The organism is Staphylococcus roterodami (genome assembly GCA_022493055.1).
Classification (GTDB): Bacteria; Bacillota; Bacilli; order Staphylococcales; family Staphylococcaceae; genus Staphylococcus; species Staphylococcus singaporensis.
In genome coordinates this window covers 1,696,565-1,720,572 of record CP092781.1, presented here as the reverse complement: position 1 = coordinate 1,720,572, position 24,008 = coordinate 1,696,565, and the positions used below count along the sequence as shown (strand labels likewise).

Here is a 24,008-nt window from a genome sequence, read left to right as displayed (position 1 = left end):
GTACATTATTACAGCTATTTTGTAATCACGTACTCTCTTTGATAAAAAATTGGAGATTCCTTTACAAATATGCTCTTACGTGCTATTATTTAAGTATCTATTTAAAAGGAGTTAATAAATATGCGGCAAGGTATTCTTAAATAAACTGTCAATTTGATAGTGGGAACAAATAATTGGATGTCCTTTTTTAGGAGGGCTTAGTTTTTTGTACCCAGTTTAAGAATACCTTTATCATGTGATTCTAAAGTATCCGGAGAATATCTGTATGCTTTGTATGCCTATGGTTATGCATAAAAATCCCAGTGATAAAAGTATTTATCACTGGGATTTTTATGCCCTTTTGGGTTTTTGAATGGAGGAAAATCACATGAAAATTATTAATATTGGAGTTTTAGCTCATGTTGATGCAGGAAAAACTACCTTAACAGAAAGCTTATTATATAACAGTGGAGCGATTACAGAATTAGGAAGCGTGGACAAAGGTACAACGAGGACGGATAATACGCTTTTAGAACGTCAGAGAGGAATTACAATTCAGACAGGAATAACCTCTTTTCAGTGGGAAAATACGAAGGTGAACATCATAGACACGCCAGGACATATGGATTTCTTAGCAGAAGTATATCGTTCATTATCAGTTTTAGATGGGGCAATTCTACTGATTTCTGCAAAAGATGGCGTACAAGCACAAACTCGTATATTATTTCATGCACTTAGGAAAATGGGGATTCCCACAATCTTTTTTATCAATAAGATTGACCAAAATGGAATTGATTTATCAACGGTTTATCAGGATATTAAAGAGAAACTTTCTGCCGAAATTGTAATCAAACAGAAGGTAGAACTGTATCCTAATATGTGTGTGACGAACTTTACCGAATCTGAACAATGGGATACGGTAATAGAGGGAAACGATGACCTTTTAGAGAAATATATGTCCGGTAAATCATTAGAAGCATTGGAACTCGAACAAGAGGAAAGCATAAGATTTCAGAATTGTTCTCTGTTCCCTCTTTATCATGGAAGTGCAAAAAGTAATATAGGGATTGATAACCTTATAGAAGTTATTACTAATAAATTTTATTCATCAACACATCGAGGTCCGTCTGAACTTTGCGGAAATGTTTTCAAAATTGAATATACAAAAAAAAGACAACGTCTTGCATATATACGCCTTTATAGTGGAGTACTACATTTACGAGATTCGGTTAGAGTATCAGAAAAAGAAAAAATAAAAGTTACAGAAATGTATACTTCAATAAATGGTGAATTATGTAAGATTGATAGAGCTTATTCTGGAGAAATTGTTATTTTGCAAAATGAGTTTTTGAAGTTAAATAGTGTTCTAGGAGATACAAAACTATTGCCACAGAGAAAAAAGATTGAAAATCCGCACCCTCTACTACAAACAACTGTTGAACCGAGTAAACCTGAACAGAGAGAAATGTTGCTTGATGCCCTTTTGGAAATCTCAGATAGTGATCCGCTTCTACGATATTACGTGGATTCTACGACACATGAAATTATACTTTCTTTCTTAGGGAAAGTACAAATGGAAGTGATTAGTGCACTGTTGCAAGAAAAGTATCATGTGGAGATAGAACTAAAAGAGCCTACAGTCATTTATATGGAGAGACCGTTAAAAAATGCAGAATATACCATTCACATCGAAGTGCCGCCAAATCCTTTCTGGGCTTCCATTGGTTTATCTGTATCACCGCTTCCGTTGGGAAGTGGAATGCAGTATGAGAGCTCGGTTTCTCTTGGATACTTAAATCAATCGTTTCAAAATGCAGTTATGGAGGGGATACGCTATGGCTGTGAACAAGGATTGTATGGTTGGAATGTGACGGACTGTAAAATCTGTTTTAAGTATGGCTTATACTATAGCCCTGTTAGTACCCCAGCAGATTTTCGGATGCTTGCTCCTATTGTATTGGAACAAGTCTTAAAAAAAGCTGGAACAGAATTGTTAGAGCCATATCTTAGTTTTAAAATTTATGCGCCACAGGAATATCTTTCACGAGCATACAACGATGCTCCTAAATATTGTGCGAACATCGTAGACACTCAATTGAAAAATAATGAGGTCATTCTTAGTGGAGAAATCCCTGCTCGGTGTATTCAAGAATATCGTAGTGATTTAACTTTCTTTACAAATGGACGTAGTGTTTGTTTAACAGAGTTAAAAGGGTACCATGTTACTACCGGTGAACCTGTTTGCCAGCCCCGTCGTCCAAATAGTCGGATAGATAAAGTACGATATATGTTCAATAAAATAACTTAGTGTATTTTATGTTGTTATATAAATATGGTTTCTTGTTAAATAAGATGAAATATTTTTTAATAAAGATTTGAATTAAAGTGTAAAGGAGGAGATAGTTATTATAAACTACAAGTGGATATTGTGTCCTGTATGTGGAAATAAAACACGATTAAAGATAAGGGAAGATACTGAATTAAAAAAATTCCCCCTCTATTGTCCGAAATGCAGACAAGAAAATTTAATTGAAATAAAGCAGTTCAAAGTAACTGTGATTACAGAGCCAGACGCAAAGACGCAGAGCCGATAAAATGAGATTAATACAATCTCATTTTATCGGCTCTTTCCGTTATGTATGGATTCTTTTAATTAGTCTTCGATGTTTCTTGCTTCGTTGATACCGCTGGCTAAAGATTCCATTAAGGATAGTTCTTTGTCTGTAAAGCTATCCATGTATTTCTCTATCTGTAATCGTCGGGTGCTTTTTACCAAGTTATTAGCAGGTAAGAAAAATTCATCAACGGAAACATGAAGTAACGATACAAGGTCATAAAGAACTTGTATGCTGGGGTGTTGCCCTTTATTTTCAATATTAGTTAAGTACCGTGGGTCAATTTCAATCAATGCTCCCACTTGTTCACGAGTTAAACCTCGTTTCAATCGAGCTTCTTTAATGGCTAAACCAAAGGCTCTAAAATCATATTTATCTTCTTTTTTACGCATAGTAGACCACCTCTATACATTTTATTGTTCCTACTGAATTAAAAACAGGTATAGAAAAACGTGTTATATGGTTTATAGGTTTATATTTAATAAAAAGCACTACTAAACGCCAATAAAAAAAACCGTTATATGGTAGTGCTATTTACGCTGTTAAAATATTGTATATTACTTCCAAATGGCGGTTTGTTGGAGGTCAACGTCGCCATGAAGTACATCATATACAATAAATTTCCTTACATTGGGTTCTTGTCAAAAAAAGTCGTCTATCTGCAATAGATAAGTACGTCCACCAATGTGGTTTTATAAATCATATAGATAGAATAACAGAAGCATGTAAACAGAGAAATAAATCTGTTTATATGCTTTTTTGGCTATTCAGAACTTTTTTACAAAGTTTATTTATCAGTAATGCAACAAATCCCCCTTTCACATTGGGACTAAGAGTGAAAGGAGATAAACGAGCAAGGCTCACTTCCTTTCCTAGACAGAAAGGGGGTGAGAAACATGAAACCATCTTCTTTTCAGACCACAATAGAAAATCAGTTTGACTATATCTGTAAACGTGCTATGGAAGACGAGCGAAAGAATTATATGCTTTATCTTTCAAGGATTGCAAAGCGTGAGGTGTCCTTTTCGGATGTTGGCGATTATCTTGTTAGCCAGTTTGCGACAACAGATAACTATTCAACTGACTTTCAGATTTTTACACTCAATGGGTTATCAGTAGGCGTTGAAAATGATTTGTTGAGTGAAGCATTACGTGAGTTGCCAGACAAGAAACGTGAAATTCTACTGCTGTTTTACTTTATGGACATGAGCGATTCAGAAATTGCAGACCTGTTGAAATTGAACCGTTCTACTGTCTATCGGCATAGAACCAGTGGACTAGCCTTAATTAAAAAGTTTATGGAGGAATTTGAAGAATGAAAACACAATATCCTATGATTCCCTTTCCTCTCATTGTAAAGGCAACAGATGGCGATACCGAAGCGATTAACCAGATTCTACATCATTACAGAGGGTACATAACGAAGCGTTCCCTACGACTTATGAAAGATGAATATGGCAATCAAAGTATGGTCGTTGATGAAGTCTTACGTGGAAGAATGGAAACCAGACTGATTACAAAGATTTTGTCATTTGAAATTAAGTAATATCCTCTCTCCTTTCGTGGAAGCGTGCTAAACCATTCCACGCTTCCCGAACAGGGAGGTTTGTTATTCCACCAAAGCATATTGAGCTTTCAATGTGTTTTGATAGGCTAACGAGCCATTGTTCTTTGAAAACTGAATAAAAGTAATCGAATACGTTTCGATAAGAAAAGAGCCAACGGAACTAACCGCCATGACCTATCTTATAAAGATAGCGAGCGATTCATGTTAGTGATCCGAGAAGCAATCTTTAGCAGGATTGCCTGCAACGACATTCTTATCGTGATAATGATACTCCCATACAGTCAATAGTCCGAGCGTGATAAAACCGTCGCAGGCAATGAGTATGGCTACATGAGAACCATGCAGGGGTGGAACTCCCGTGAGCTTTGCTAAAGCTGTTCGATTGCTGGTAAAACAACTTTTATGAAATCCAAATAAGTGATTTGGAAAGGAGGATTTTATGAAGCAGACTGACATTCCTATTTGGGAACGTTATACCCTAACCATTGAAGAAGCGTCAAAATATTTTCGTATTGGCGAAAACAAGCTACGACGCTTGGCAGAGGAAAATAAAAATGCAAATTGGCTGATTATGAATGGCAATCGTATTCAGATTAAACGAAAACAATTTGAAAAAATTATAGATACATTGGACGCAATCTAGCGTCGCCAAAGGGTCTTGTATATGATAAAATAGTATTAAGTCGTATCAAGGCTCTTTCCATAAAGGAAAGGAGCAAATGCCATGTCAGAAAAAAGACGTGACAATAAAGGTCGAATCTTAAAGACTGGAGAGAGCCAACGAAAAGACGGAAGATACTTATACAAATATATAGATTCATTTGGAGAACCGCAATTTGTTTACTCGTGGAAACTTGTGGCTACAGACCGAGTACCAGCAGGAAAGCGTGATTGTATCTCACTTAGAGAGAAAATCGCAGAGTTACAGAAAGACATTCATGATGGTATTGATGTTGTAGGAAAGAAAATGACACTCTGCCAGCTTTACGCAAAACAGAACGCTCAAAGACCAAAGGTTAGAAAAAACACTGAAACTGGACGCAAATATCTTATGGATATTTTGAAGAAAGACAAGTTAGGTGTAAGAAGTATTGACAGTATTAAGCCATCAGACGCTAAAGAATGGGCTATTAGAATGAGTGAAAATGGTTATGCTTATCAAACCATCAATAACTACAAACGTTCTTTAAAGGCTTCATTCTATATTGCTATACAAGATGATTGTGTTCGGAAGAATCCATTTGACTTTCAACTGAAAGCAGTTCTTGATGATGATACTGTCCCTAAGACCGTACTAACAGAAGAACAGGAAGAAAAACTGTTAGCCTTTGCAAAAGCTGATAAAACCTACAGCAAAAATTATGATGAAATTCTGATACTCTTAAAAACAGGTCTTCGTATTTCAGAGTTTGGTGGTTTGACACTTCCAGATTTAGATTTTGAGAATCGTCTTGTCAATATAGACCATCAGCTATTGAGAGATACTGAAATTGGGTACTACATTGAAACACCAAAGACCAAAAGTGGCGAACGTCAAGTTCCTATGGTTGAAGAAGCCTATCAAGCATTTAAGCGAGTGTTAGCGAATCGAAAGAATGATAAGCGTGTTGAGATTGATGGATATAGTGATTTCCTCTTTCTTAATAGAAAGAACTATCCAAAAGTGGCAAGTGATTACAACGGCATGATGAAAGGTCTTGTTAAGAAATACAATAAGTATAACGAGGATAAATTGCCACACATCACTCCACATAGTTTGCGACATACATTCTGTACCAACTATGCAAATGCAGGAATGAATCCAAAGGCATTACAGTACATTATGGGACATGCTAATATAGCCATGACGCTGAACTATTACGCACATGCAACATTCGATTCTGCAATGGCAGAAATGAAACGCTTGAATAAAGAGAAGCAACAGGAGCGTCTTGTTGCTTAGTAGTACAAATGAATTTACTACTTATTTACCACTTCTGACAGCTAAGACATGAGGAAATATGCAAAGAAACGTGAAGTATCTTCCTACAGTAAAAATACTCGAAAGCACATAGAATAAGGCTTTACGAGCATTTAAGAAAATATAAAAAGATAATTAGAAATTTATACTTTGTTTTTATTAAAAATAATAATTTATGAACGTAAATGAGTGAAGGAAATTTATGAAAAGTTTCAATTTCGATAAAATGAAAAAGAACCAAGTGAAATGAAACTTCCACCTGGTTCAAAGCGATTAAATAGCTATTGTATGGCAATATTACCTTGAATATACTATATAATCAGTTATATTTAATTTTGATATTTTTCACGTAGTTGTGTTGTTGCAACTTGTGGTTCAAAGTCTGCAGGTAATTCTTCAGTACGTACAACTAAAACATCACATGGTGCATGTCGTACGATTGATTCAGATACAGAACCAACAATAAATCTTTCAACAGCATTTAAACCTGATGTACCACTCATAATTAAGTCTGCATTAATTTCATGTGCAAGCTTTTTAGGAATGATAGATTTAGGAGAACCAAACTCTAGACGTGTTTCTACATCTTTAACACCAGCGTTAGTTGCTACTTCTTTATAACCATTTAATAATTCTTCTGCAAAATGCTTAGATTTCTCAGTAAATTGAGCATCATAAACTTCATATGAAGAATATGTTCTTGAATCAATTACATTCACAATTGTTAACTTCGCATCGTTACGTTTAGCAACACCAACTGCTCTGTTAAATGCCCATTCCGCTTCATGTGAACCGTCAACTGCGATTAAAATATTTTTGTAAGTAATCATAGTAAGTGCCTCCTTGTTCTTTCTTACTTTTATTTTACCACAATTTTCGGAAAAGTCAGTGTAATAACCTTTACAATTTTGTGGATTTTTGTTTGCGCTTTCAAAACGTTCGCGTTAAGATGATTATGGAGGTGGATGGTATGAAAATTGGTATACCAAGGGAGATTAAAAATAATGAAAATCGAGTAGGTTTGTCACCAAGTGGTGTGCATGCTTTAGTTGAAAGTGGACATACTGTATTGGTTGAAACAAATGCCGGTGCAGGATCATTCTTTGAAGATATAGATTACAAAGAAGCGGGTGCTGATATCGTTGCAGAACAAGCGAAAGTTTGGGATGTGGACATGGTCATTAAAGTTAAAGAGCCGCTTGAATCTGAATTTCCATATTTTAAAGAAGGGCTTGTGTTATTCACATATCTTCATCTAGCAAATGAAGAAAAATTAACGCAGGCATTAATTGATAAAAAGGTTATTAGTATTGCATATGAAACAGTACAATTGCCAGATCGCTCTTTACCATTATTATCGCCAATGAGTGAAGTTGCTGGTAGAATGTCAGCACAAGTTGGTGCAGAATTTTTACAAAAACTTAATGGAGGCATGGGGATTTTACTTGGTGGTGTCCCAGGCGTTCCGAAAGGTAAAGTGACAATTATTGGCGGTGGTCAAGCTGGGACAAATGCAGCTAAAATTGCACTAGGACTAGGTGCAGATGTTACAATTTTAGATGTTAATCCAAAGCGTTTACAACAATTAGATGATTTATTTGATGGTCGCGTACATACGATTATGTCTAATCCATTGAATATTGAATTATATGTAAAAGATAGTGATTTAGTAATAGGTGCTGTATTAATTCCAGGTGCCAAAGCACCACGTCTAGTAACTGAAGATATGATTAAACAAATGAAAAATGGGTCAGTTGTTATTGATATAGCAATAGATCAAGGTGGCATTTTTGAAACGACAGATAAAATTACAACACACGATGATCCAACTTATATAAAACATGGTGTAGTTCATTATGCAGTTGCAAATATGCCTGGGGCTGTACCACGTACATCAACATTAGCTTTAAACAATGCAACATTACCATATGCATTGATGTTAGCTAATAAAGGTTTTAGAGAAGCATTTAAATCAAATCAGCCTTTATCATTAGGGTTAAATACTTACAAAGGTCATGTAACAAATAAAGGTGTTGCAGATGCTTTTGGCATAGAGTATAAAACTGTTGAAGAAGCGTTACGATTATAAAAAATGAATCAATGAAAAGGGAATGTGTCTATACTATTTAAAGAATGATACTTAAATCACCTTGGTAATTGATAATTAAATAATGATAAATTAAAAGCTAGAAACGACCTGTAATTGAACTTAGGATGTTTATGTATATGTCATATATACATCATCACTGGATTCTTTACGTCAGTTTCTAGCTTTTTTCTTAAAGTAATTAGAAGATTATTTATCGTATTTTGTTAATACTTCATATCCATTTTCAGTAACAAGAATATCATCTTCAATACGCACGCCTGCCACATTTGGGACATAAATACCTGGTTCAATTGTAATTACCATGCCAGCTTCTAATAAGTTAGTATTTGTACTTGATACATCTTGGTATTCATGTTCTTGTAAACCTAGTCCATGGCCTAAGCGATGTGGGAAATAGTCACCATAACCATTTTCTGAAATGATATTTCTTGCGATGTGATCAATATCTTTTAAGGCTATACCTGGTTTAATAGCTTTTATAGCAGACGTTTCTGCTTCTAACACAATGTTATAAATCGTTTGTGCTTCTTGACTTGGTTCGCCAAATTTAACCGTACGTGTCATATCGCTACAATAGTGTTCGTAAATTACACCTAAATCAAATAATACATATTCATTGTGCTGTAATTTACGATTTCCTGGTGTGCCATGAGGTGATGCAGCATGATCGCCAAATAGAACCATAGTGTCGAAACTCATTTCATTTACACCATATTGTTTAATCGTTTGTTCAATATGGTTTACGACTTCTCGCTCAGTGACACCTTCTTTCAAGTAAGATACTCCGATTTCGATGCATTTATCTGCTAGTTCAGCAGCTTTACGAATTTTTTCAATTTCATCTTCAGATTTAATATTTCTCAAATGTTTAATTGTTAAATCAATATCTCCGAATGAAGCGACATTGAAACCTGAGATTAATTGTTTTTGACGTGCAACTGTTAAATGTTCACTTTCTATTAGTAGTTTATTAATTGTTTGTGGATAAAGTGAAAATGGATTTTCTGTGTCTAAATATCCAACGATTTCACCTATAAATGGTGAAGCTTTTACTTCTTCGACTTCCATTTTAGGACAAAACAGTACTTGTGTACCGTCTTTTTTAATCAATAATGCAAATAGTCTTTCATGTGGTTCACTTCGATAACCTGTAAAGTAGAATACATTCAGAGGCGTCGTAATCCATGCTGCATCAGCATGTTGATTGTTTAATTCGTCGATAATTTTTGATATATTTGTCATTTTATAAACACTCCTCAACATGATATTACTTTTATTCTATGCCAATTTTTTTCATATTTCAAAATCAAGGTGTATCATTTTAGATGATTTCAATTTTTAAAATTAAAGAATTTGTTATAATGAAGGAGCAAAAGGGTACAAGAATCATAAAGAAATTGATAGGAGGATACTTAAATGAAGTTATCATTTCATGGTCAATCAACGATTTATTTTGAAGGGAACGGCAAAAAAGTCATAGTTGATCCATTTATTTCAAATAATCCGAAGTCTGATTTAACTATTGAAGCATTACAATTAGACTATATTATATTAACGCACGGGCACTTTGACCACTTTGGCGATGTTGTTGAATTGGCAAAGAAAACTGGAGCGACTGTAGTTGGAAGTGCTGAAATGGCTGATTATCTTTCTTCATATCATGGAGTTGAAAATGTACATGGTATGAATATTGGAGGTAAAGCAAATTTAGACTTTGGCAGTGTTAAGTTTGTTCAAGCCTTTCATAGTTCAAGTTTTACGCATGAAAATGGTATTCCAGTTTATTTAGGCATGCCGATGGGGATTATTTTAGAAGTAGAAGGAAAAACAATTTATCATACTGGTGATACTGGTCTATTTAGTGATATGTCATTAATAGCAAAACGTCATCCTGTTGATGTATGTTTTGTGCCAATTGGAGATAATTTTACGATGGGTATTGATGATGCGAGTTATGCTATAAATGAATTTATTAAGCCGAAAATTTCTGTGCCGATTCATTATGATACATTCCCACTAATTGAACAAGATCCACAACAATTTAAAGATGCCGTTAATGTAGGGGACGTGCAAATTTTAAAACCTGGTGAAGCTGTTCAGTTTTAAAATGGAATTTAATAAACATTAAATTAAAACAAACACTTGTTAATTGATGTATGTGTTTTTGGGTACATGACATTAACAAGTGTTTTTTATTTGTCTTAATTCATTTGATTTCATTGTTATTAAGTGATTTTAGTTAGATGTATTATAACCAATAAACAATTTTTGAAAATAAAAATCCAGAATCATCATGCTTAACATTTACTATTGCGATTCGTATTTTTGAGTCAATAGCATAACGTTAAGATGTAAATAATTCTGGATAAAATGATTATTTAACAATTAAAACAGGGATAGTTGCACGTTTAGCCACTTTATGACTGACACTTCCAAGTACAAATTTTTTCTTATCTTCTGCTTTGCGGTTACTTAAAACGACAATTTCATATTTACCGCTATTCGCATGCTTTAAAAGTTCTTCTTTTGCATTTCCGCGAACAATAATTTGGTCATAGTCAATGCCATAATCTTCTAAAGTTTTACGTGTTTTTTCTAATCTTTTGCTTCGGTCTTCAGTAAGTTTGTTTAAATGTACACCAGCTTTAATTGATGCTTGGGCATCTTGTTCGCTAATTGCATTTAAAATTGTGACTACTGTACCTTCGCCGGCTAATTTAGACACTTCTTTTAGTGCTTTTTCATTTTTAAGTTGAGTGTCTACACCAAGTAATATATTTTTATACATTAGTACATCCCTCCTCACTTACATTCTAATAAATAATAATGGATTTTTCCATTTAAAATTAAAGATTTTACTATCTTTGTCTATGTTGTTTAATTTGAAAAAATAAAATAGCTTAAACATTGATTTATTCATTTCACTTCAATGCTTTTTATTCAAAATAAAGTTATAATATAGTTAATACTGTTCCAAAAGAAGAGGTTAAGAATGACAAAACATGAACAAATTTTAGATTATATTGAATCGTTATCCATAGGTTCTAAAATTTCGGTACGCAAAATTGCCAAATTTTTGAATGTATCTGAGGGAACGGCTTATCGAGCAATTAAAGATGCAGATAAAATGGGAATGGTTGCAACGATAGATCGTGTTGGTACAGTTCGTATAGAAAAGCGTAATCGAAATGAAATTGAACACTTAACATTTAATGAAATTGTAAATATCATTGATGGCCAAGTTTTAGGTGGCAATAAAGGTATCACGAAAATGGTGTCAAAATTTGCAATTGGCGCAACGGAACTAAAAGATATTTTAAAATATATTGGACCGAAAACGTTACTAATAGTTGGGAATCGTGAAGATGTACAAATTGAAGCTTTGACAAGGGGGACAGCTATATTAATAACTGGTGGATTTAAACCTTCGAGTAAAGTTATTAATTTTGCAAATGAACATGATTTGCCTGTTTTATCTTCAAGTTATGATACTTTTTTAGTTGCAAATATTATTAATAAAGCACTGTATAATCAAAAAATACGAAAAGATATCTTAATAGTACAAGATATCATGACACCTTTAGATGAATTGTCCGTTTTATTTGATACGATGAAAATAGCAGATTATAAGAAGATGGCAAATCGTACTGGACATACGAGATTTCCTGTTGTTAATGAGTCATACAAATTAGTTGGAATTGTGACTAGTAGAGAAATGATTAATACGAAAGATGAAGATGAAATAGATAAAGTGATGACACGTAATCCAATTTATGTAAATGCCTTGAGCACAGTTGCTAGTTGTGCACACATGATGATTTGGGAAGGTATAGAATTAATTCCTGTAGTTTCAAGTAATAAAAAGACAGTTGGTGTAATCAATCGACAAGATGTTTTAAAGTCTATGCAGTTACTAGGAAGACAGCCACAAATGGGCGAAACAATTAATGACCAAATTGCTAAGTATATAACAATGAATCAAGAAGGAATTACAGTTGAAGTTTCACCACTTTTAATAAACCATTATGGAACGGTAAGTAAAGCTGCATTTGTAAGTATTATAGAAGAAACAATACAATATGAAATGCGTAAATACAAAAAAGGTAACGTAATGATAGAAAACCTAAATATTGTATATATAAAAACAGTACCAATAGAATCACATATCACAGTTGATTTCGGAATACTAGACGTAGGAAGAAACTTCGCCAAAATAGAAGTAACCATGCATAGCCACAACGATAAAGTAGCTAGCGCCCTCGTCATATGCCAAATGTTCGAAGAAGTGTAGGCGGGGGCCCCAACATAGGAAAATTAGCGATAGCTAATATTTGCGAAAATGTGCCAGTTGGGGTGGGGCCCCAACAAAGAAAAATTAGCGATAGCTAATATTTGCGAAAATGTGCCAGTTGGCGGGGCCCCAACAAAGAAAAATTAACAAAAGATAATTTTTACGATAATGTGCAAGTTGGGGAGAGAGCCCCAACATAGAAGTTAGCTATGTAAGAAGTAAAATAGAAAGCCAATAAGTATAAAATCAACAATAATAAAAATATTGAAAATGAATTAGACGTATATTGAAAGTACTACAACATAATATATAAATCGGGCAGTGGTTTATGATTTTTATGAAAATCAATGATACTTATTCTGCATACTGCGAATTAACTTTTCTAGAAAAAGGGAGAATGAAAATGATTAACACTATGAATGAAATTATGAAATGTGTCGAAGAAAACGACACGGTTATTATACACAGACATGTTAGACCTGATCCTGATGCATATGGATCACAATTAGGCTTGAAATATTATTTACAACAAAAATTCCCACAAAAACGCATTTATGCTGTCGGTGAGCCAGAACCATCATTAAGTTTTATCGGTCAATTAGATATAATTGATGATTCAACATATCAAGAAGCATTAGTTATTGTTTGTGATACTGCTAACGCACCACGCATAGACGACAATCGTTATGAATTAGGCAATAAATTGATAAAAATTGACCACCACCCAGCCATAGATCAATATGGTGATATTAACTATGTTAATACGAATGCTTCATCAACGAGTGAAATTATTTGTGATTTAATTTCGCATTTTAATGACGATGCTATCATTAATAAAGATATTGCCAGCGTATTATATCTTGGAATCGTTGGTGATACAGGACGTTTCTTATTTAATAATACTTCAGAACATACGATGGAAATTGCAGGTAAATTAATTAGTCATAATATTGATCATAATGCTTTATTAAATAAAATGATGGAAAAAGATCCGAAAATGTTGCCATTCCAAGGCTATGTTTTACAACATTTTGAATTAATGTCAGATGGTTTTTGTCAAGTTAAAATTACGCAAGAAGTACTTGAAGAATTTGGTATTCAGCCAAATGAGGCATCTCAGTTTGTCAATACAATAGCTGACATTAAAGGTTTGAAAATATGGGTATTTGCAGTCGATGAAGGTACTGAAATTAGATGTCGATTACGTTCTAAAGGTCAATTAGTTATCAATGATGTTGCTCAAGATTTTGGTGGCGGAGGACATCCGAATGCTTCCGGTGTTTCGGTAAATAATTGGGACGAGTTTGAGCAATTAGCTAAAGCTTTACGTACAAAAATTAATTAACAGAAAGGAGCCATTCAATCATGGTGACATATTTAAATATTCATACGGCCTATGATTTATTAAATTCAAGTTTGAAAATAGAAGATGCCGTTCGACTTGCTGTGTCTGAAAATGTTGATGCACTCGCCATTACTGACACCAATGTATTGTATGGTTTTCCTAAATTTTATGATGCATGCATTGCAAATAATATCAAACCTATTTTTGGTATGACATTGTATGTGACGAATGGCTTAAATACTGTAGAAACAGTTGTTTTAGCCAAAAACAATAACGGTTTAAAAGATTTATATCAACTTTCATCAGAAATTAAAATAAATGCTATTGATAATGTGCCTTTTGAATTGCTACAACGATTTTCAGATAATATGGTAATTATCTTTAAACATGTTAATGAAGAACATCGTGATATCATCGAAGTATTTGAGTCACACGATGATACTTATTTAGATCATAAAAGTTTACCGTTGAATAATAAAAAACATGTGTGGATACAAGATATTTGTTATCAATCTCGTCAAGATGCAGATACAATTTCGGCATTAGCAGCAATAAGAGATAACACAAAGTTAGATTTAATTCATGATCAAGAAGATTTTGGCATGCATTTTATAACTGAAAATGAAATTCAGCAACAAAATATAAATCAAGATTACTTAATTCAAGCTGATAGCATCGCGCAAAAATGTGAAGCTGAATTAAATTATCATCAATCATTGCTCCCACAATATCAAACTCCGAATAACGAACCAGCTAAAGATTATTTGTGGCGAATTTTAGTTGAACGACTAAAGGAACTAGAGCTTAATAATGCCAAGTATCAAGAAAGACTGAAATACGAGTATAAAGTCATTACGAATATGAGATTCGAAGATTATTTCTTAATCGTTAGTGATTTAATCCATTTTGCAAAGACGAATGATGTCATGGTTGGACCTGGTCGTGGTTCATCAGCGGGTTCACTTGTAAGTTATTTGTTGGGTATTACTACAATTGATCCAATTAAGTTCAACCTTTTATTTGAACGTTTTTTAAATCCTGAACGTGTAACTATGCCTGATATTGATATCGATTTTGAAGACACCCGTCGTGAAAAAGTTATTCAATATGTGCAACAAAAATACGGAGAATTACATGTATCAGGGATAGTGACATTCGGACACTTACTTGCAAGAGCAGTTGCAAGAGATGTTGGTAGAATTATGGGATTTGATGAAATTACACTAAATGAAATTTCAAGCTTGATTCCTCATAAATTGGGCATAACACTTAATGAGGCTTATCAAATCGAAGGTTTCAAAAAGTTTGTACATCGTAATCATCGACATGAGAAATGGTTTGATATTTGTAAAAAGTTAGAAGGGCTTCCAAGGCATACTTCAACGCATGCAGCCGGTATTATTATTAATGACCATCCATTATATGATTATGCACCTTTAACAAAAGGAGATACAGGTTTATTAACGCAATGGACGATGACTGAAGCTGAGCGAATTGGACTTCTGAAAATTGATTTTTTAGGTTTGCGTAACTTATCTATTATTCATCAAATTATGTCACAAGTAAAAAAGGATTTAGGTATTCAAATCGATATTGAAAAAATTCCTTTCGATGATAAAAAAGTATTTGAATTATTATCACAAGGCGATACGACTGGTATATTCCAATTAGAATCTGATGGCGTAAGAAACGTATTAAAAAAATTAAACCCAGAACATTTTGAAGATATTGTAGCTGTAACATCATTATATAGACCTGGTCCTATGGAAGAAATTCCAACATATATTACTCGAAGACATGATCCGAGTAAAGTTCAATATTTACATCCGGATTTAGAACCAATTTTAAAAAATACTTATGGTGTTATCATATATCAAGAACAAATCATGCAAATTGCGAGTACGTTTGCGAATTTTAGCTATGGTGAAGCGGATATTTTAAGACGAGCGATGAGTAAGAAAAATAGAGCAGTCCTTGAAAGTGAACGCCAGCATTTTATTGAGGGTGCCAAAGAAAATGGTTATCACGAAAATATTAGTAAACAAATATTTGATTTAATTTTAAAATTTGCCGACTATGGTTTTCCAAGGGCACATGCTGTTAGCTATTCTAAAATTGCTTATATTATGAGTTATCTGAAAGTGCATTTTCCAAATTATTTTTATGCCAATATTTTAAGTAACGTAATTGGAAGTGAAAAGAAAACAGCACAAATGATTGATGAAGCTAAAAAACAAGGTATATCGATATTGCCACCGAACATAAATGAAAGTCATTGGTTTTATAAACCATCTAAAGACGGGATTTATTTATCAATTGGTACAATTAAAGGTGTCGGTTATCAAAGTGTAAAAGTCATTGTAGATGAACGATATCAAAATGGTAAATTTAAAGATTTCTTTGATTTTGCTAGAAGAATACCAAAGCGTGTAAAGACTAGAAAGTTACTTGAAGCGCTCATACTAGTTGGTGCATTTGATGTGTTTGGTAAAACACGTGCAACTTTATTACAAAGTATTGATCAAGTACTCGATAGTGATTTAAATCTTGATCAAGATGGATTTCTATTCGATATGTTAACGCCCAAACAAACATATGAAGAGAAAGAAGAACTATCCGATACACTTATTAGTCAATATGAGAAGGAATACTTGGGATTTTATGTATCACAGCATCCAGTTGACAAAAAGTTTGGAACAAAACAATACCTTACTATTTATAAATTAACTAATGCACAAAATAACAAACCAATTTTAGTTCAATTTGACAAGATTAAGCAAATCCGAACTAAAAACGGACAAAATATGGCATTTTTCACTTTAAATGATGGCATCACTACTTTAGATGGGGTCATGTTTCCTGATCAGTATAAAAAATTTGAACATATACTTTCACAAAATGAGATGTTTATAGTTAGTGGCAAATTCGATTTAAGAAGGCAACAGAGACAATTAATTATTAATAATTTACAAACGCTAAAGACTTTTGAAGAACAAAAAATAGTTAATGCAAATCAAATTATTATTAGAAATAAAGAGAATATACAAAAATTTGATGAAATGATTTTGCAGACCCAAAAAAATCCAGATGATATTGCTTTATATTTTTATGATGAAACAACAAAACAAATGACTGCAATTGGATATATAAATCAAAAAAGTGATATGCTTAATAATTTCATACAATCCTTTAACCCTGCGGATATTAGGCTTATTTAACTTTTATCAACTAATAAATTATGATATAGTAAACTGATGGTTAGATATTTATTAACCATCAGTTTACTTTATATTTGTTTTTTATGCTTATTATTTTTATGTGTTTTCTTTATCGTTAAAGACATATTCATAAGAATAATTAGCACAAAAAGCAGTATACATAACTTAAGTAAAGTATTTTGTCGATATATTGTACGAATAAAATTGATTTTCAAGTATTTTGAAATTTATTATCTATTATAATAAGTAAAGGTATTTCTTAATTAGCGAGGATTTCTATGCCTTTAACAACATTATATGAGAATCGCTTATTTTTAATTGTGCTAAAAATTTAAGACATAAATTCTTTCTTAAAGGGATTTACCCAATATTTTTACTTTTATGATGTAATGCGTTTTAACCAAATTGTTTTTACAAATAAATATTGAAATAGGGGCTGATTTCATGTCATTAAGAGATGAAGCATTGGAAATGCACAAACGTAATCATGGTAAATTAGAAGTTAAACCGAATGTTAAGGTTACTAATAAAGAGGAATTAAGTTTAGCTTACTCTCCTGGTGTTGCTGAACCATGTAAAGATATTTATGAAGATAAAAGAAAAGTTTATGATTACACAATAAAAGGTAACACTGTTGCTGTAATCACTGACGGAACTGCAGTGTTAGGTTTAGGTAATATTGGACCTGAAGCTAGTATTCCTGTTATGGAAGGGAAAGCAGTTTTATTTAAAAGTTTTGCCGGTATAAATGGTGTACCTATTGCATTAGCGACTACAGATACAGAGGAAATTATACAAACAGTTAAACTTTTAGAACCAAATTATGGTGGAATTAACCTAGAAGATATTTCTGCACCACGTTGCTTTGAAATCGAAGAACGACTAAAAAAAGAAACTAACATTCCAGTTTTTCATGATGATCAACACGGAACTGCTATTGTAACAATGGCTGGTTTAGTAAATGCTTTAAGAGTTGTAAATAAAGATTTAGCTAAAATAAAAGTCGTACTTAATGGTGCAGGGGCAGCAGGTATAGCTATCGTTAAATTATTATATGCATACGGTGTTAGAAATATGGTTATGTGTGATTCAAAAGGGGCAATTTTCGAAGGTCGCTCATATGGTATGAATCCTACAAAAGATGTCGTAGCAAAATGGACTAATAAAGATAAAATTGAAGGCTCTTTAGAAGAAGTAGTAAAGGATGCTGATGTATTTATTGGTGTGTCTGTTGCTAATGCATTGTCACAAGATATGGTTAAAAGCATGGCAGACAATCCGATTATTTTTGCAATGGCTAATCCAAATCCTGAAATCACACCTGATGATGCAAAAGCTGCTGGTGCTTGTGTAGTTGGAACAGGGCGTTCAGATTACCCAAACCAAATTAATAATGTACTAGCATTTCCAGGTATTTTTAGAGGGGCTTTAGAAGTAGAAGCCACTCACATTAATGAAGAAATGAAAAAAGCAGCTGTAGAAGCAATCGCGGATTTAATAAATAGCGATGAATTAAATGCAGATTATTGTATTCCAGGACCATTTGATAAACGTGTTGCACCATCTGTTGCAAGTAATGTTGCGAAAGCAGCAATGGAGTCTGGTGTAGCTAGAATTGAAGTTGATCCACAAGATGTGTATGATAAAACAATGAAACTGACAGATTTACAATAAATTTTAAAAGTTTAAATGTGATTGCTTAAAAAGGGCAATGAAGAGTCATTAAAGTGATGAAAATGAAAGTTTATGATAAACATTCAATAAATAATCGAATATAAATCAAATAAATTTCAACCCGTTTTTAACTGGTCAAGTTCAGTTTAAGGCTCTAAATGGTTAGAACAGAGGTTATTTGGAGGTTTTCCTATGTTTAAAGATTTTTTTAATCGAACAAAGAAAAAGAAATATCTTACAGTGCAAGACTCTAAAAATAATGATGTACCAGCAGGCATTATGACTAAGTGTCCGAAATGTAAGAAGATTATGTACACAAAAGAATTAGCTGAAAATTTAAATGTGTGCTTTAATTGTGATCATCATATTGCTTTAACAGCATATAAACGTATTGAAGCAATTTCTGATGAAGGATCATTTACAGAATTCGATAAGGGAATGACCTCTGCGAATCCATTAGATTTTCCAAGTTATTTAGAAAAAATTGAAAAAGACCAACAAAAGACAGGTCTTAAAGAAGCTGTAGTTACTGGAACTGCAGAATTAGAAGGTATGAAATATGGCGTTGCTGTAATGGATTCTCGTTTCAGAATGGGAAGTATGGGGTCAGTAATTGGTGAAAAAATATGTCGAATTATCGATTACTGTACTGAGCATCGTCTGCCATTTATATTATTTTCTGCAAGTGGTGGTGCGCGTATGCAAGAGGGTATCATTTCGTTAATGCAAATGGGTAAAACAAGTGTATCTTTAAAACGTCATTCAGATGCCGGATTGCTATATATTTCATATTTAACACATCCAACTACTGGTGGTGTATCTGCAAGTTTTGCATCAGTTGGTGATATCAACTTAAGCGAGCCGAAAGCATTAATTGGTTTCGCAGGTCGTCGTGTTATTGAACAAACAATTAATGAAAAATTACCTGATGATTTCCAAACGGCAGAATTTTTATTAGAGCATGGACAATTAGATAAAGTTGTACATCGTAAAGAAATGCGTCAAACATTATCTGAAATTCTAAAAATCCATCAAGAGGTGACTAAATAATGTTAGATTTTGAAAAACCACTTTTTGAAATTCGAAATAAAATTGAATCATTAAAAGAATCTCAAGATAAAAATGATGTGGATTTACAAGAAGAAATTGACATGCTTGAAGCGTCATTAGAAAGAGAGACGAAAAAAGTTTATACAAACTTAAAACCTTGGGATCGTGTTCAAATTGCACGTTTACAAGAAAGACCAACGTCTTTGGATTATATTCCTTATATTTTTGATTCGTTTATGGAGCTTCATGGTGATCGTAACTTTAGAGATGATCCTGCGATGATTGGTGGTATCGGCTTTTTAAATGGTCGTGCTGTTACAGTGATTGGTCAACAACGTGGTAAAGATACTAAAGATAATATTTATCGTAACTTTGGTATGGCTCATCCCGAAGGTTATCGAAAAGCATTGCGTTTAATGAAACAAGCTGAGAAGTTCAATCGACCAATTTTCACATTTATAGATACTAAAGGTGCATACCCTGGTAAAGCCGCTGAAGAACGTGGACAAAGTGAGTCTATTGCGACTAATTTAATTGAAATGGCTTCTCTAAAAGTGCCAGTTATTGCTGTTGTCATTGGTGAAGGTGGTAGTGGTGGAGCATTAGGCATCGGAATTGCTAACAAAGTATTAATGCTTGAAAATAGTACATACTCTGTAATTTCTCCAGAAGGCGCAGCTGCGTTATTATGGAAAGATAGTAATTTAGCCAAAATTGCGGCTGAAACGATGAAAATCACTGCACATGATATTAAGCAACTTGGTATCATTGATGATGTTATTTCTGAACCATTAGGCGGTGCTCATAAAGATATTGAAAAGCAAGCATTAGCGATTAAAACTGCATTTGTAGAACAATTAGATTCACTGGAAAAATTGACTCGTGATGAAATTGCTAATGATCGGTTTGAAAAATTCCGAAATATTGGTTCTTATATTGAATAAATATAACGAGCAATTATTCTACCGTGTTATTCATTAAGCAATTTGCAAATTAAAGTATACTATTCAATGCCCAAATGAAGTTTTAATAATATACATTTCAATAAGTTTGTACTTTTTATCATTAAGATTAGTAGTCAAAATTGTGGCTATTAATCTTTTTTTAATTAAGTTAAAATAAAATTCATTATTTAAAACGTTTACATCAATTCAATACATTAGTTTTGATGGAATGACATATGAATTTGTGGTAATTTAGAGTTAAAGATAAATCAGTTATAGAAAGGTATGTCGTCATGAAGAAAATTGCAGTTTTAACAAGTGGTGGAGATTCACCTGGAATGAATGCTGCCGTTAGAGCAGTTGTTCGTACAGCAATTTACAACGAAATTGAAGTTTATGGTGTGTATCATGGTTATCAAGGATTGCTAAATGATGATATCCATAAGCTTGAATTAGGTTCAGTTGGGGATACGATTCAACGTGGAGGTACATTCTTGTATTCAGCAAGGTGTCCGGAATTTAAAGAACAGGAAGTACGTAAAGTTGCTATTGAAAACTTACGTAAAAGAGGCATTGAGGGACTTGTAGTTATTGGTGGAGACGGTAGTTATCGTGGTGCACAACGTATTAGTGAAGAATGCAAAGAAATTCAAACTATCGGTATTCCTGGTACGATTGACAATGATATCAATGGTACTGATTTTACAATTGGGTTCGACACAGCATTAAACACAATTATTGGTTTAGTCGATAAAATTAGAGACACTGCTTCAAGTCATGCTCGTACTTTTATCATTGAAGCAATGGGACGTGATTGTGGTGACTTGGCATTATGGGCTGGATTATCAGTAGGTGCTGAAACAATTGTAGTACCAGAAGTGAAAACAGATATTAAAGAAATAGCTGATAAAATTGAACAAGGTATTAAACGTGGTAAAAAACACTCAATCGTTCTTGTAGCTGAAGGATGTATGACAGCTCAAGAATGCCAAAAGGAATTATCAGAATACATTAATGTTGATAACAGAGTATCTGTTTTAGGTCACGTTCAACGTGGTGGTAGTCCGACAGGCGCAGATAGAGTATTAGCATCACGTTTAGGTGGTTATGCGGTAGACTTATTAATGCAAGGTGAAACAGCTAAAGGTGTTGGTATTAAAAACAATAAAATAGTAGCGACATCATTTGATGAAATTTTCGATGGTAAAGACCATAAATTTGATTATAGCCTATATGAACTTGCTAACAAGTTATCTATATAAGATTTCAGGAGGAATTATAAAATGAGAAAAACTAAAATTGTATGTACAATTGGACCAGCTTCAGAATCAGAAGAAATGATTGAAAAATTAATCAATGCTGGTATGAACGTAGCACGATTAAACTTTTCACATGGTAGTCATGAAGAACACAAAGGTAGAATTGATACAATTCGTAAAGTAGCTAAACGCTTAGATAAAATTGTAGCAATTTTATTAGATACGAAAGGTCCAGAAATTCGTACGCATAATATGAAAGACGGTATCATTGAACTTGAGCGTGGTAACGAAGTTATCGTTAGCATGAATGAAGTTGAAGGAACACCTGAAAAGTTCTCAGTAACATATGAAAACTTAATTAACGATGTTCAAGTAGGTTCATACATTTTACTTGATGATGGTTTAATTGAATTACAAGTTAAAGATATTGACCATGACAAAAAAGAAGTTAAATGTGACATTTTAAACTCTGGTGAACTTAAAAATAAAAAAGGCGTTAACTTACCTGGTGTAAGAGTTAGCTTACCTGGTATTACTGAAAAAGATGCTGAAGATATTCGATTCGGTATTAAAGAAAATGTAGACTTTATCGCAGCTAGTTTCGTACGTCGTCCTAGTGATGTTTTAGAAATTCGTGAAATCTTAGAAGAACAAAATGCTAATATTTCAGTATTCCCTAAAATTGAAAACCAAGAAGGTATTGATAATATAGCAGAAATTCTTGAAGTATCTGACGGTTTGATGGTTGCTCGTGGAGACATGGGTGTAGAAATTCCACCTGAAAAAGTGCCAATGGTTCAAAAAGACTTAATCAGACAATGTAACAAATTAGGCAAACCAGTAATCACAGCAACTCAAATGTTAGATTCAATGCAACGTAATCCTCGTGCTACACGTGCCGAAGCAAGTGACGTTGCCAATGCTATCTATGATGGTACAGATGCAGTTATGCTATCTGGTGAAACTGCTGCTGGTTTATATCCAGAAGAAGCTGTTAAAACAATGAGAAACATCGCTGTATCAGCTGAAGCTGCACAAGACTACAAAAAATTATTATCAGATCGTACAAAATTAGTTGAAACTTCATTAGTGAATGCAATTGGTATTTCAGTTGCGCATACAGCTTTGAACTTAAACGTTAAAGCTATTGTGGCAGCTACTGAAAGTGGTTCAACTGCACGTACAATTTCTAAATATCGTCCACATTCAGATATCATTGCAGTAACTCCAAGTGAAGAAACTGCGCGTCAATGTTCAATCGTATGGGGTGTACAACCTGTAGTTAAAAAAGGCCGTAAAAGTACTGATGCATTGTTAAACAATGCAGTAGCGACAGCAGTTGAAACAGGTAGAGTATCAAATGGTGATTTAATCATTATTACTGCTGGTGTACCAACTGGTGAAACAGGAACTACTAATATGATGAAAATTCATTTAGTTGGTGATGAAATTGCTAGTGGACAAGGAATTGGACGTGGATCTGTAGTAGGTACTACATTAGTTGCTGAAACAGTTAAAGACTTAGAAGGTAAAGATTTATCTGATAAGGTCATCGTTACAAATTCAATTGACGAAACATTTGTACCATATGTTGAAAAAGCTTTAGGCTTAATCACTGAAGAAAATGGCATCACTTCACCAAGTGCAATTGTTGGTTTAGAAAAAGGTATTCCAACAGTTGTAGGCGTAGAAAAAGCTGTTAAAAACATTAATAATAACGTATTAGTTACGATTGATGCAGCTCAAGGAAAAATCTTTGAAGGTTATGCAAACGTACTATAATTTATAAATAAAAATGTCTCTCCATTTGAAATGAATGGAGAGGCTTTTTTAGGAGTTTATAATGTGGCGTCGAGATATCTTTGATTATTAAAAAAAGAGCTTATACAGCAATTCTATACAAATTAATGATGTTTCTTAATTTGTATTTCTCAACTATTTATAATTGATTTGTGACCTGAAGTTGCTGAACAATATTAAAAAAATTAAATTTATA

General features: G+C 33.3%; 22 protein-coding genes. 17 read left to right on the top strand and 5 right to left on the bottom strand.

Annotated elements, in window-relative coordinates; all coding sequences use genetic code 11:
- Window positions 1-235: 235 nt before the first annotated feature.
- The 3 genes from ML436_08315 to ML436_08305 all read left to right on the top strand — a co-directional run bounded on the left by ML436_08315 (window position 236) and on the right by ML436_08305 (window position 2,573).
- Window positions 236-352, top strand: coding sequence for a tetracycline resistance determinant leader peptide (locus tag ML436_08315; protein ID UMT77203.1), 117 nt, complete (start codon window positions 236-238; stop codon window positions 350-352).
- Between the two features lie 15 nt (window positions 353-367).
- On the top strand, window positions 368-2,287 hold the full coding sequence (gene tet(M), locus ML436_08310; protein UMT77202.1) for a tetracycline resistance ribosomal protection protein Tet(M): 1,920 nt from the start codon (window positions 368-370) through the stop codon (window positions 2,285-2,287).
- A gap of 118 nt (window positions 2,288-2,405) precedes the next feature.
- Window positions 2,406-2,573: a cysteine-rich KTR domain-containing protein gene (locus tag ML436_08305; GenBank protein ID UMT77201.1), complete on the top strand. Its 168-nt coding sequence runs from the start codon at window positions 2,406-2,408 to the stop codon at window positions 2,571-2,573.
- Window positions 2,574-2,632: 59 nt separating this feature from the next.
- On the opposite strand, the gene ML436_08300 is transcribed toward ML436_08305, so the two are convergent.
- Window positions 2,633-2,986 (bottom strand): helix-turn-helix transcriptional regulator, encoded by a 354-nt coding sequence (locus tag ML436_08300; GenBank protein ID UMT77200.1) that lies wholly within the window; start codon window positions 2,984-2,986, stop codon window positions 2,633-2,635.
- 504 nt (window positions 2,987-3,490) lie between these two features.
- On the opposite strand from ML436_08300, the gene ML436_08295 reads away from it, so the two are divergent.
- Together ML436_08295 and ML436_08290 are read left to right on the top strand one after the other, a co-directional pair.
- Window positions 3,491-3,913 carry a sigma-70 family RNA polymerase sigma factor gene (locus ML436_08295; protein UMT77199.1) on the top strand — a complete coding sequence of 141 codons (423 nt, stop codon included), beginning with the start codon at window positions 3,491-3,493 and terminating at the stop codon, window positions 3,911-3,913.
- Window positions 3,910-4,140, top strand: a complete 231-nt coding sequence (locus tag ML436_08290; protein UMT77198.1) for a helix-turn-helix domain-containing protein — start codon at window positions 3,910-3,912, stop codon at window positions 4,138-4,140. The genes ML436_08295 and ML436_08290 overlap by 4 nt, the downstream gene beginning before the upstream one ends.
- Window positions 4,141-4,365: 225 nt before the next feature.
- Here ML436_08290 and ML436_08285 read toward each other — a convergent pair whose 3' ends face one another.
- Window positions 4,366-4,617: a hypothetical protein gene (locus ML436_08285; GenBank protein UMT77197.1), complete on the bottom strand. Its 252-nt coding sequence runs from the start codon at window positions 4,615-4,617 to the stop codon at window positions 4,366-4,368.
- Between ML436_08285 and ML436_08280 the strand changes: the two genes are divergently transcribed.
- On the top strand, window positions 4,601-4,804 hold the full coding sequence (locus tag ML436_08280; GenBank protein UMT77196.1) for an excisionase: 204 nt from the start codon (window positions 4,601-4,603) through the stop codon (window positions 4,802-4,804). The genes ML436_08285 and ML436_08280 overlap by 17 nt on opposite strands.
- An 81-nt stretch (window positions 4,805-4,885) precedes the next feature.
- Window positions 4,886-6,103: a tyrosine-type recombinase/integrase gene (locus ML436_08275; GenBank protein UMT77195.1), complete on the top strand. Its 1,218-nt coding sequence runs from the start codon at window positions 4,886-4,888 to the stop codon at window positions 6,101-6,103.
- A gap of 347 nt (window positions 6,104-6,450) precedes the next feature.
- Here ML436_08275 and ML436_08270 read toward each other — a convergent pair whose 3' ends face one another.
- Entirely contained in the window at window positions 6,451-6,951 is a 501-nt protein-coding gene (locus ML436_08270; protein UMT77194.1) for a universal stress protein, read from the bottom strand.
- Between the two features lie 140 nt (window positions 6,952-7,091).
- Here ML436_08270 and ald point away from each other — a divergent pair, with 140 nt between their 5' ends.
- On the top strand, window positions 7,092-8,210 hold the full coding sequence (gene ald, locus ML436_08265; protein UMT77193.1) for an alanine dehydrogenase: 1,119 nt from the start codon (window positions 7,092-7,094) through the stop codon (window positions 8,208-8,210).
- Between the two features lie 207 nt (window positions 8,211-8,417).
- Here the strand turns inward: ald and ML436_08260 are convergent, their stop codons facing one another.
- Window positions 8,418-9,473 (bottom strand): Xaa-Pro peptidase family protein, encoded by a 1,056-nt coding sequence (locus ML436_08260; GenBank protein ID UMT77192.1) that lies wholly within the window; start codon window positions 9,471-9,473, stop codon window positions 8,418-8,420.
- 174 nt (window positions 9,474-9,647) lie between these two features.
- Between ML436_08260 and ML436_08255 the strand changes: the two genes are divergently transcribed.
- The gene (locus tag ML436_08255) at window positions 9,648-10,337 is read left to right on the top strand and encodes a metal-dependent hydrolase (GenBank protein UMT77191.1); all 690 of its coding nucleotides are present in this window, start codon (window positions 9,648-9,650) and stop codon (window positions 10,335-10,337) included.
- A gap of 268 nt (window positions 10,338-10,605) precedes the next feature.
- Here the strand turns inward: ML436_08255 and ML436_08250 are convergent, their stop codons facing one another.
- On the bottom strand, window positions 10,606-11,019 hold the full coding sequence (locus tag ML436_08250; GenBank protein ID UMT77190.1) for a universal stress protein: 414 nt from the start codon (window positions 11,017-11,019) through the stop codon (window positions 10,606-10,608).
- A 204-nt stretch (window positions 11,020-11,223) separates the two neighbouring features.
- Here ML436_08250 and ML436_08245 point away from each other — a divergent pair, with 204 nt between their 5' ends.
- The 8 genes from ML436_08245 to pyk all read left to right on the top strand — a co-directional run bounded on the left by ML436_08245 (window position 11,224) and on the right by pyk (window position 23,794).
- Window positions 11,224-12,522, top strand: coding sequence for a CBS domain-containing protein (locus tag ML436_08245; GenBank protein ID UMT77189.1), 1,299 nt, complete (start codon window positions 11,224-11,226; stop codon window positions 12,520-12,522).
- Window positions 12,523-12,925: 403 nt separating this feature from the next.
- Entirely contained in the window at window positions 12,926-13,867 is a 942-nt protein-coding gene (locus ML436_08240) for a bifunctional oligoribonuclease/PAP phosphatase NrnA (protein ID UMT77188.1), read from the top strand.
- Between the two features lie 20 nt (window positions 13,868-13,887).
- On the top strand, window positions 13,888-17,085 hold the full coding sequence (locus ML436_08235) for a DNA polymerase III subunit alpha (GenBank protein UMT77187.1): 3,198 nt from the start codon (window positions 13,888-13,890) through the stop codon (window positions 17,083-17,085).
- A gap of 444 nt (window positions 17,086-17,529) precedes the next feature.
- The gene (locus ML436_08230) at window positions 17,530-18,759 is read left to right on the top strand and encodes an NAD-dependent malic enzyme (protein UMT77186.1); all 1,230 of its coding nucleotides are present in this window, start codon (window positions 17,530-17,532) and stop codon (window positions 18,757-18,759) included.
- Window positions 18,760-18,951: 192 nt separating this feature from the next.
- Window positions 18,952-19,809, top strand: coding sequence for an acetyl-CoA carboxylase, carboxyltransferase subunit beta (accD, locus tag ML436_08225; GenBank protein UMT77185.1), 858 nt, complete (start codon window positions 18,952-18,954; stop codon window positions 19,807-19,809).
- A complete protein-coding gene (locus tag ML436_08220) occupies window positions 19,809-20,753 on the top strand; it encodes an acetyl-CoA carboxylase carboxyltransferase subunit alpha (protein UMT77184.1) in 945 nt (314 codons plus the stop codon). The genes accD and ML436_08220 overlap by 1 nt, the downstream gene beginning before the upstream one ends.
- A gap of 293 nt (window positions 20,754-21,046) precedes the next feature.
- Window positions 21,047-22,015: a 6-phosphofructokinase gene (gene pfkA, locus ML436_08215; protein ID UMT77183.1), complete on the top strand. Its 969-nt coding sequence runs from the start codon at window positions 21,047-21,049 to the stop codon at window positions 22,013-22,015.
- A gap of 21 nt (window positions 22,016-22,036) precedes the next feature.
- The gene (gene pyk / locus ML436_08210; protein UMT77182.1) at window positions 22,037-23,794 is read left to right on the top strand and encodes a pyruvate kinase; all 1,758 of its coding nucleotides are present in this window, start codon (window positions 22,037-22,039) and stop codon (window positions 23,792-23,794) included.
- Window positions 23,795-24,008 lie beyond the last annotated feature (214 nt).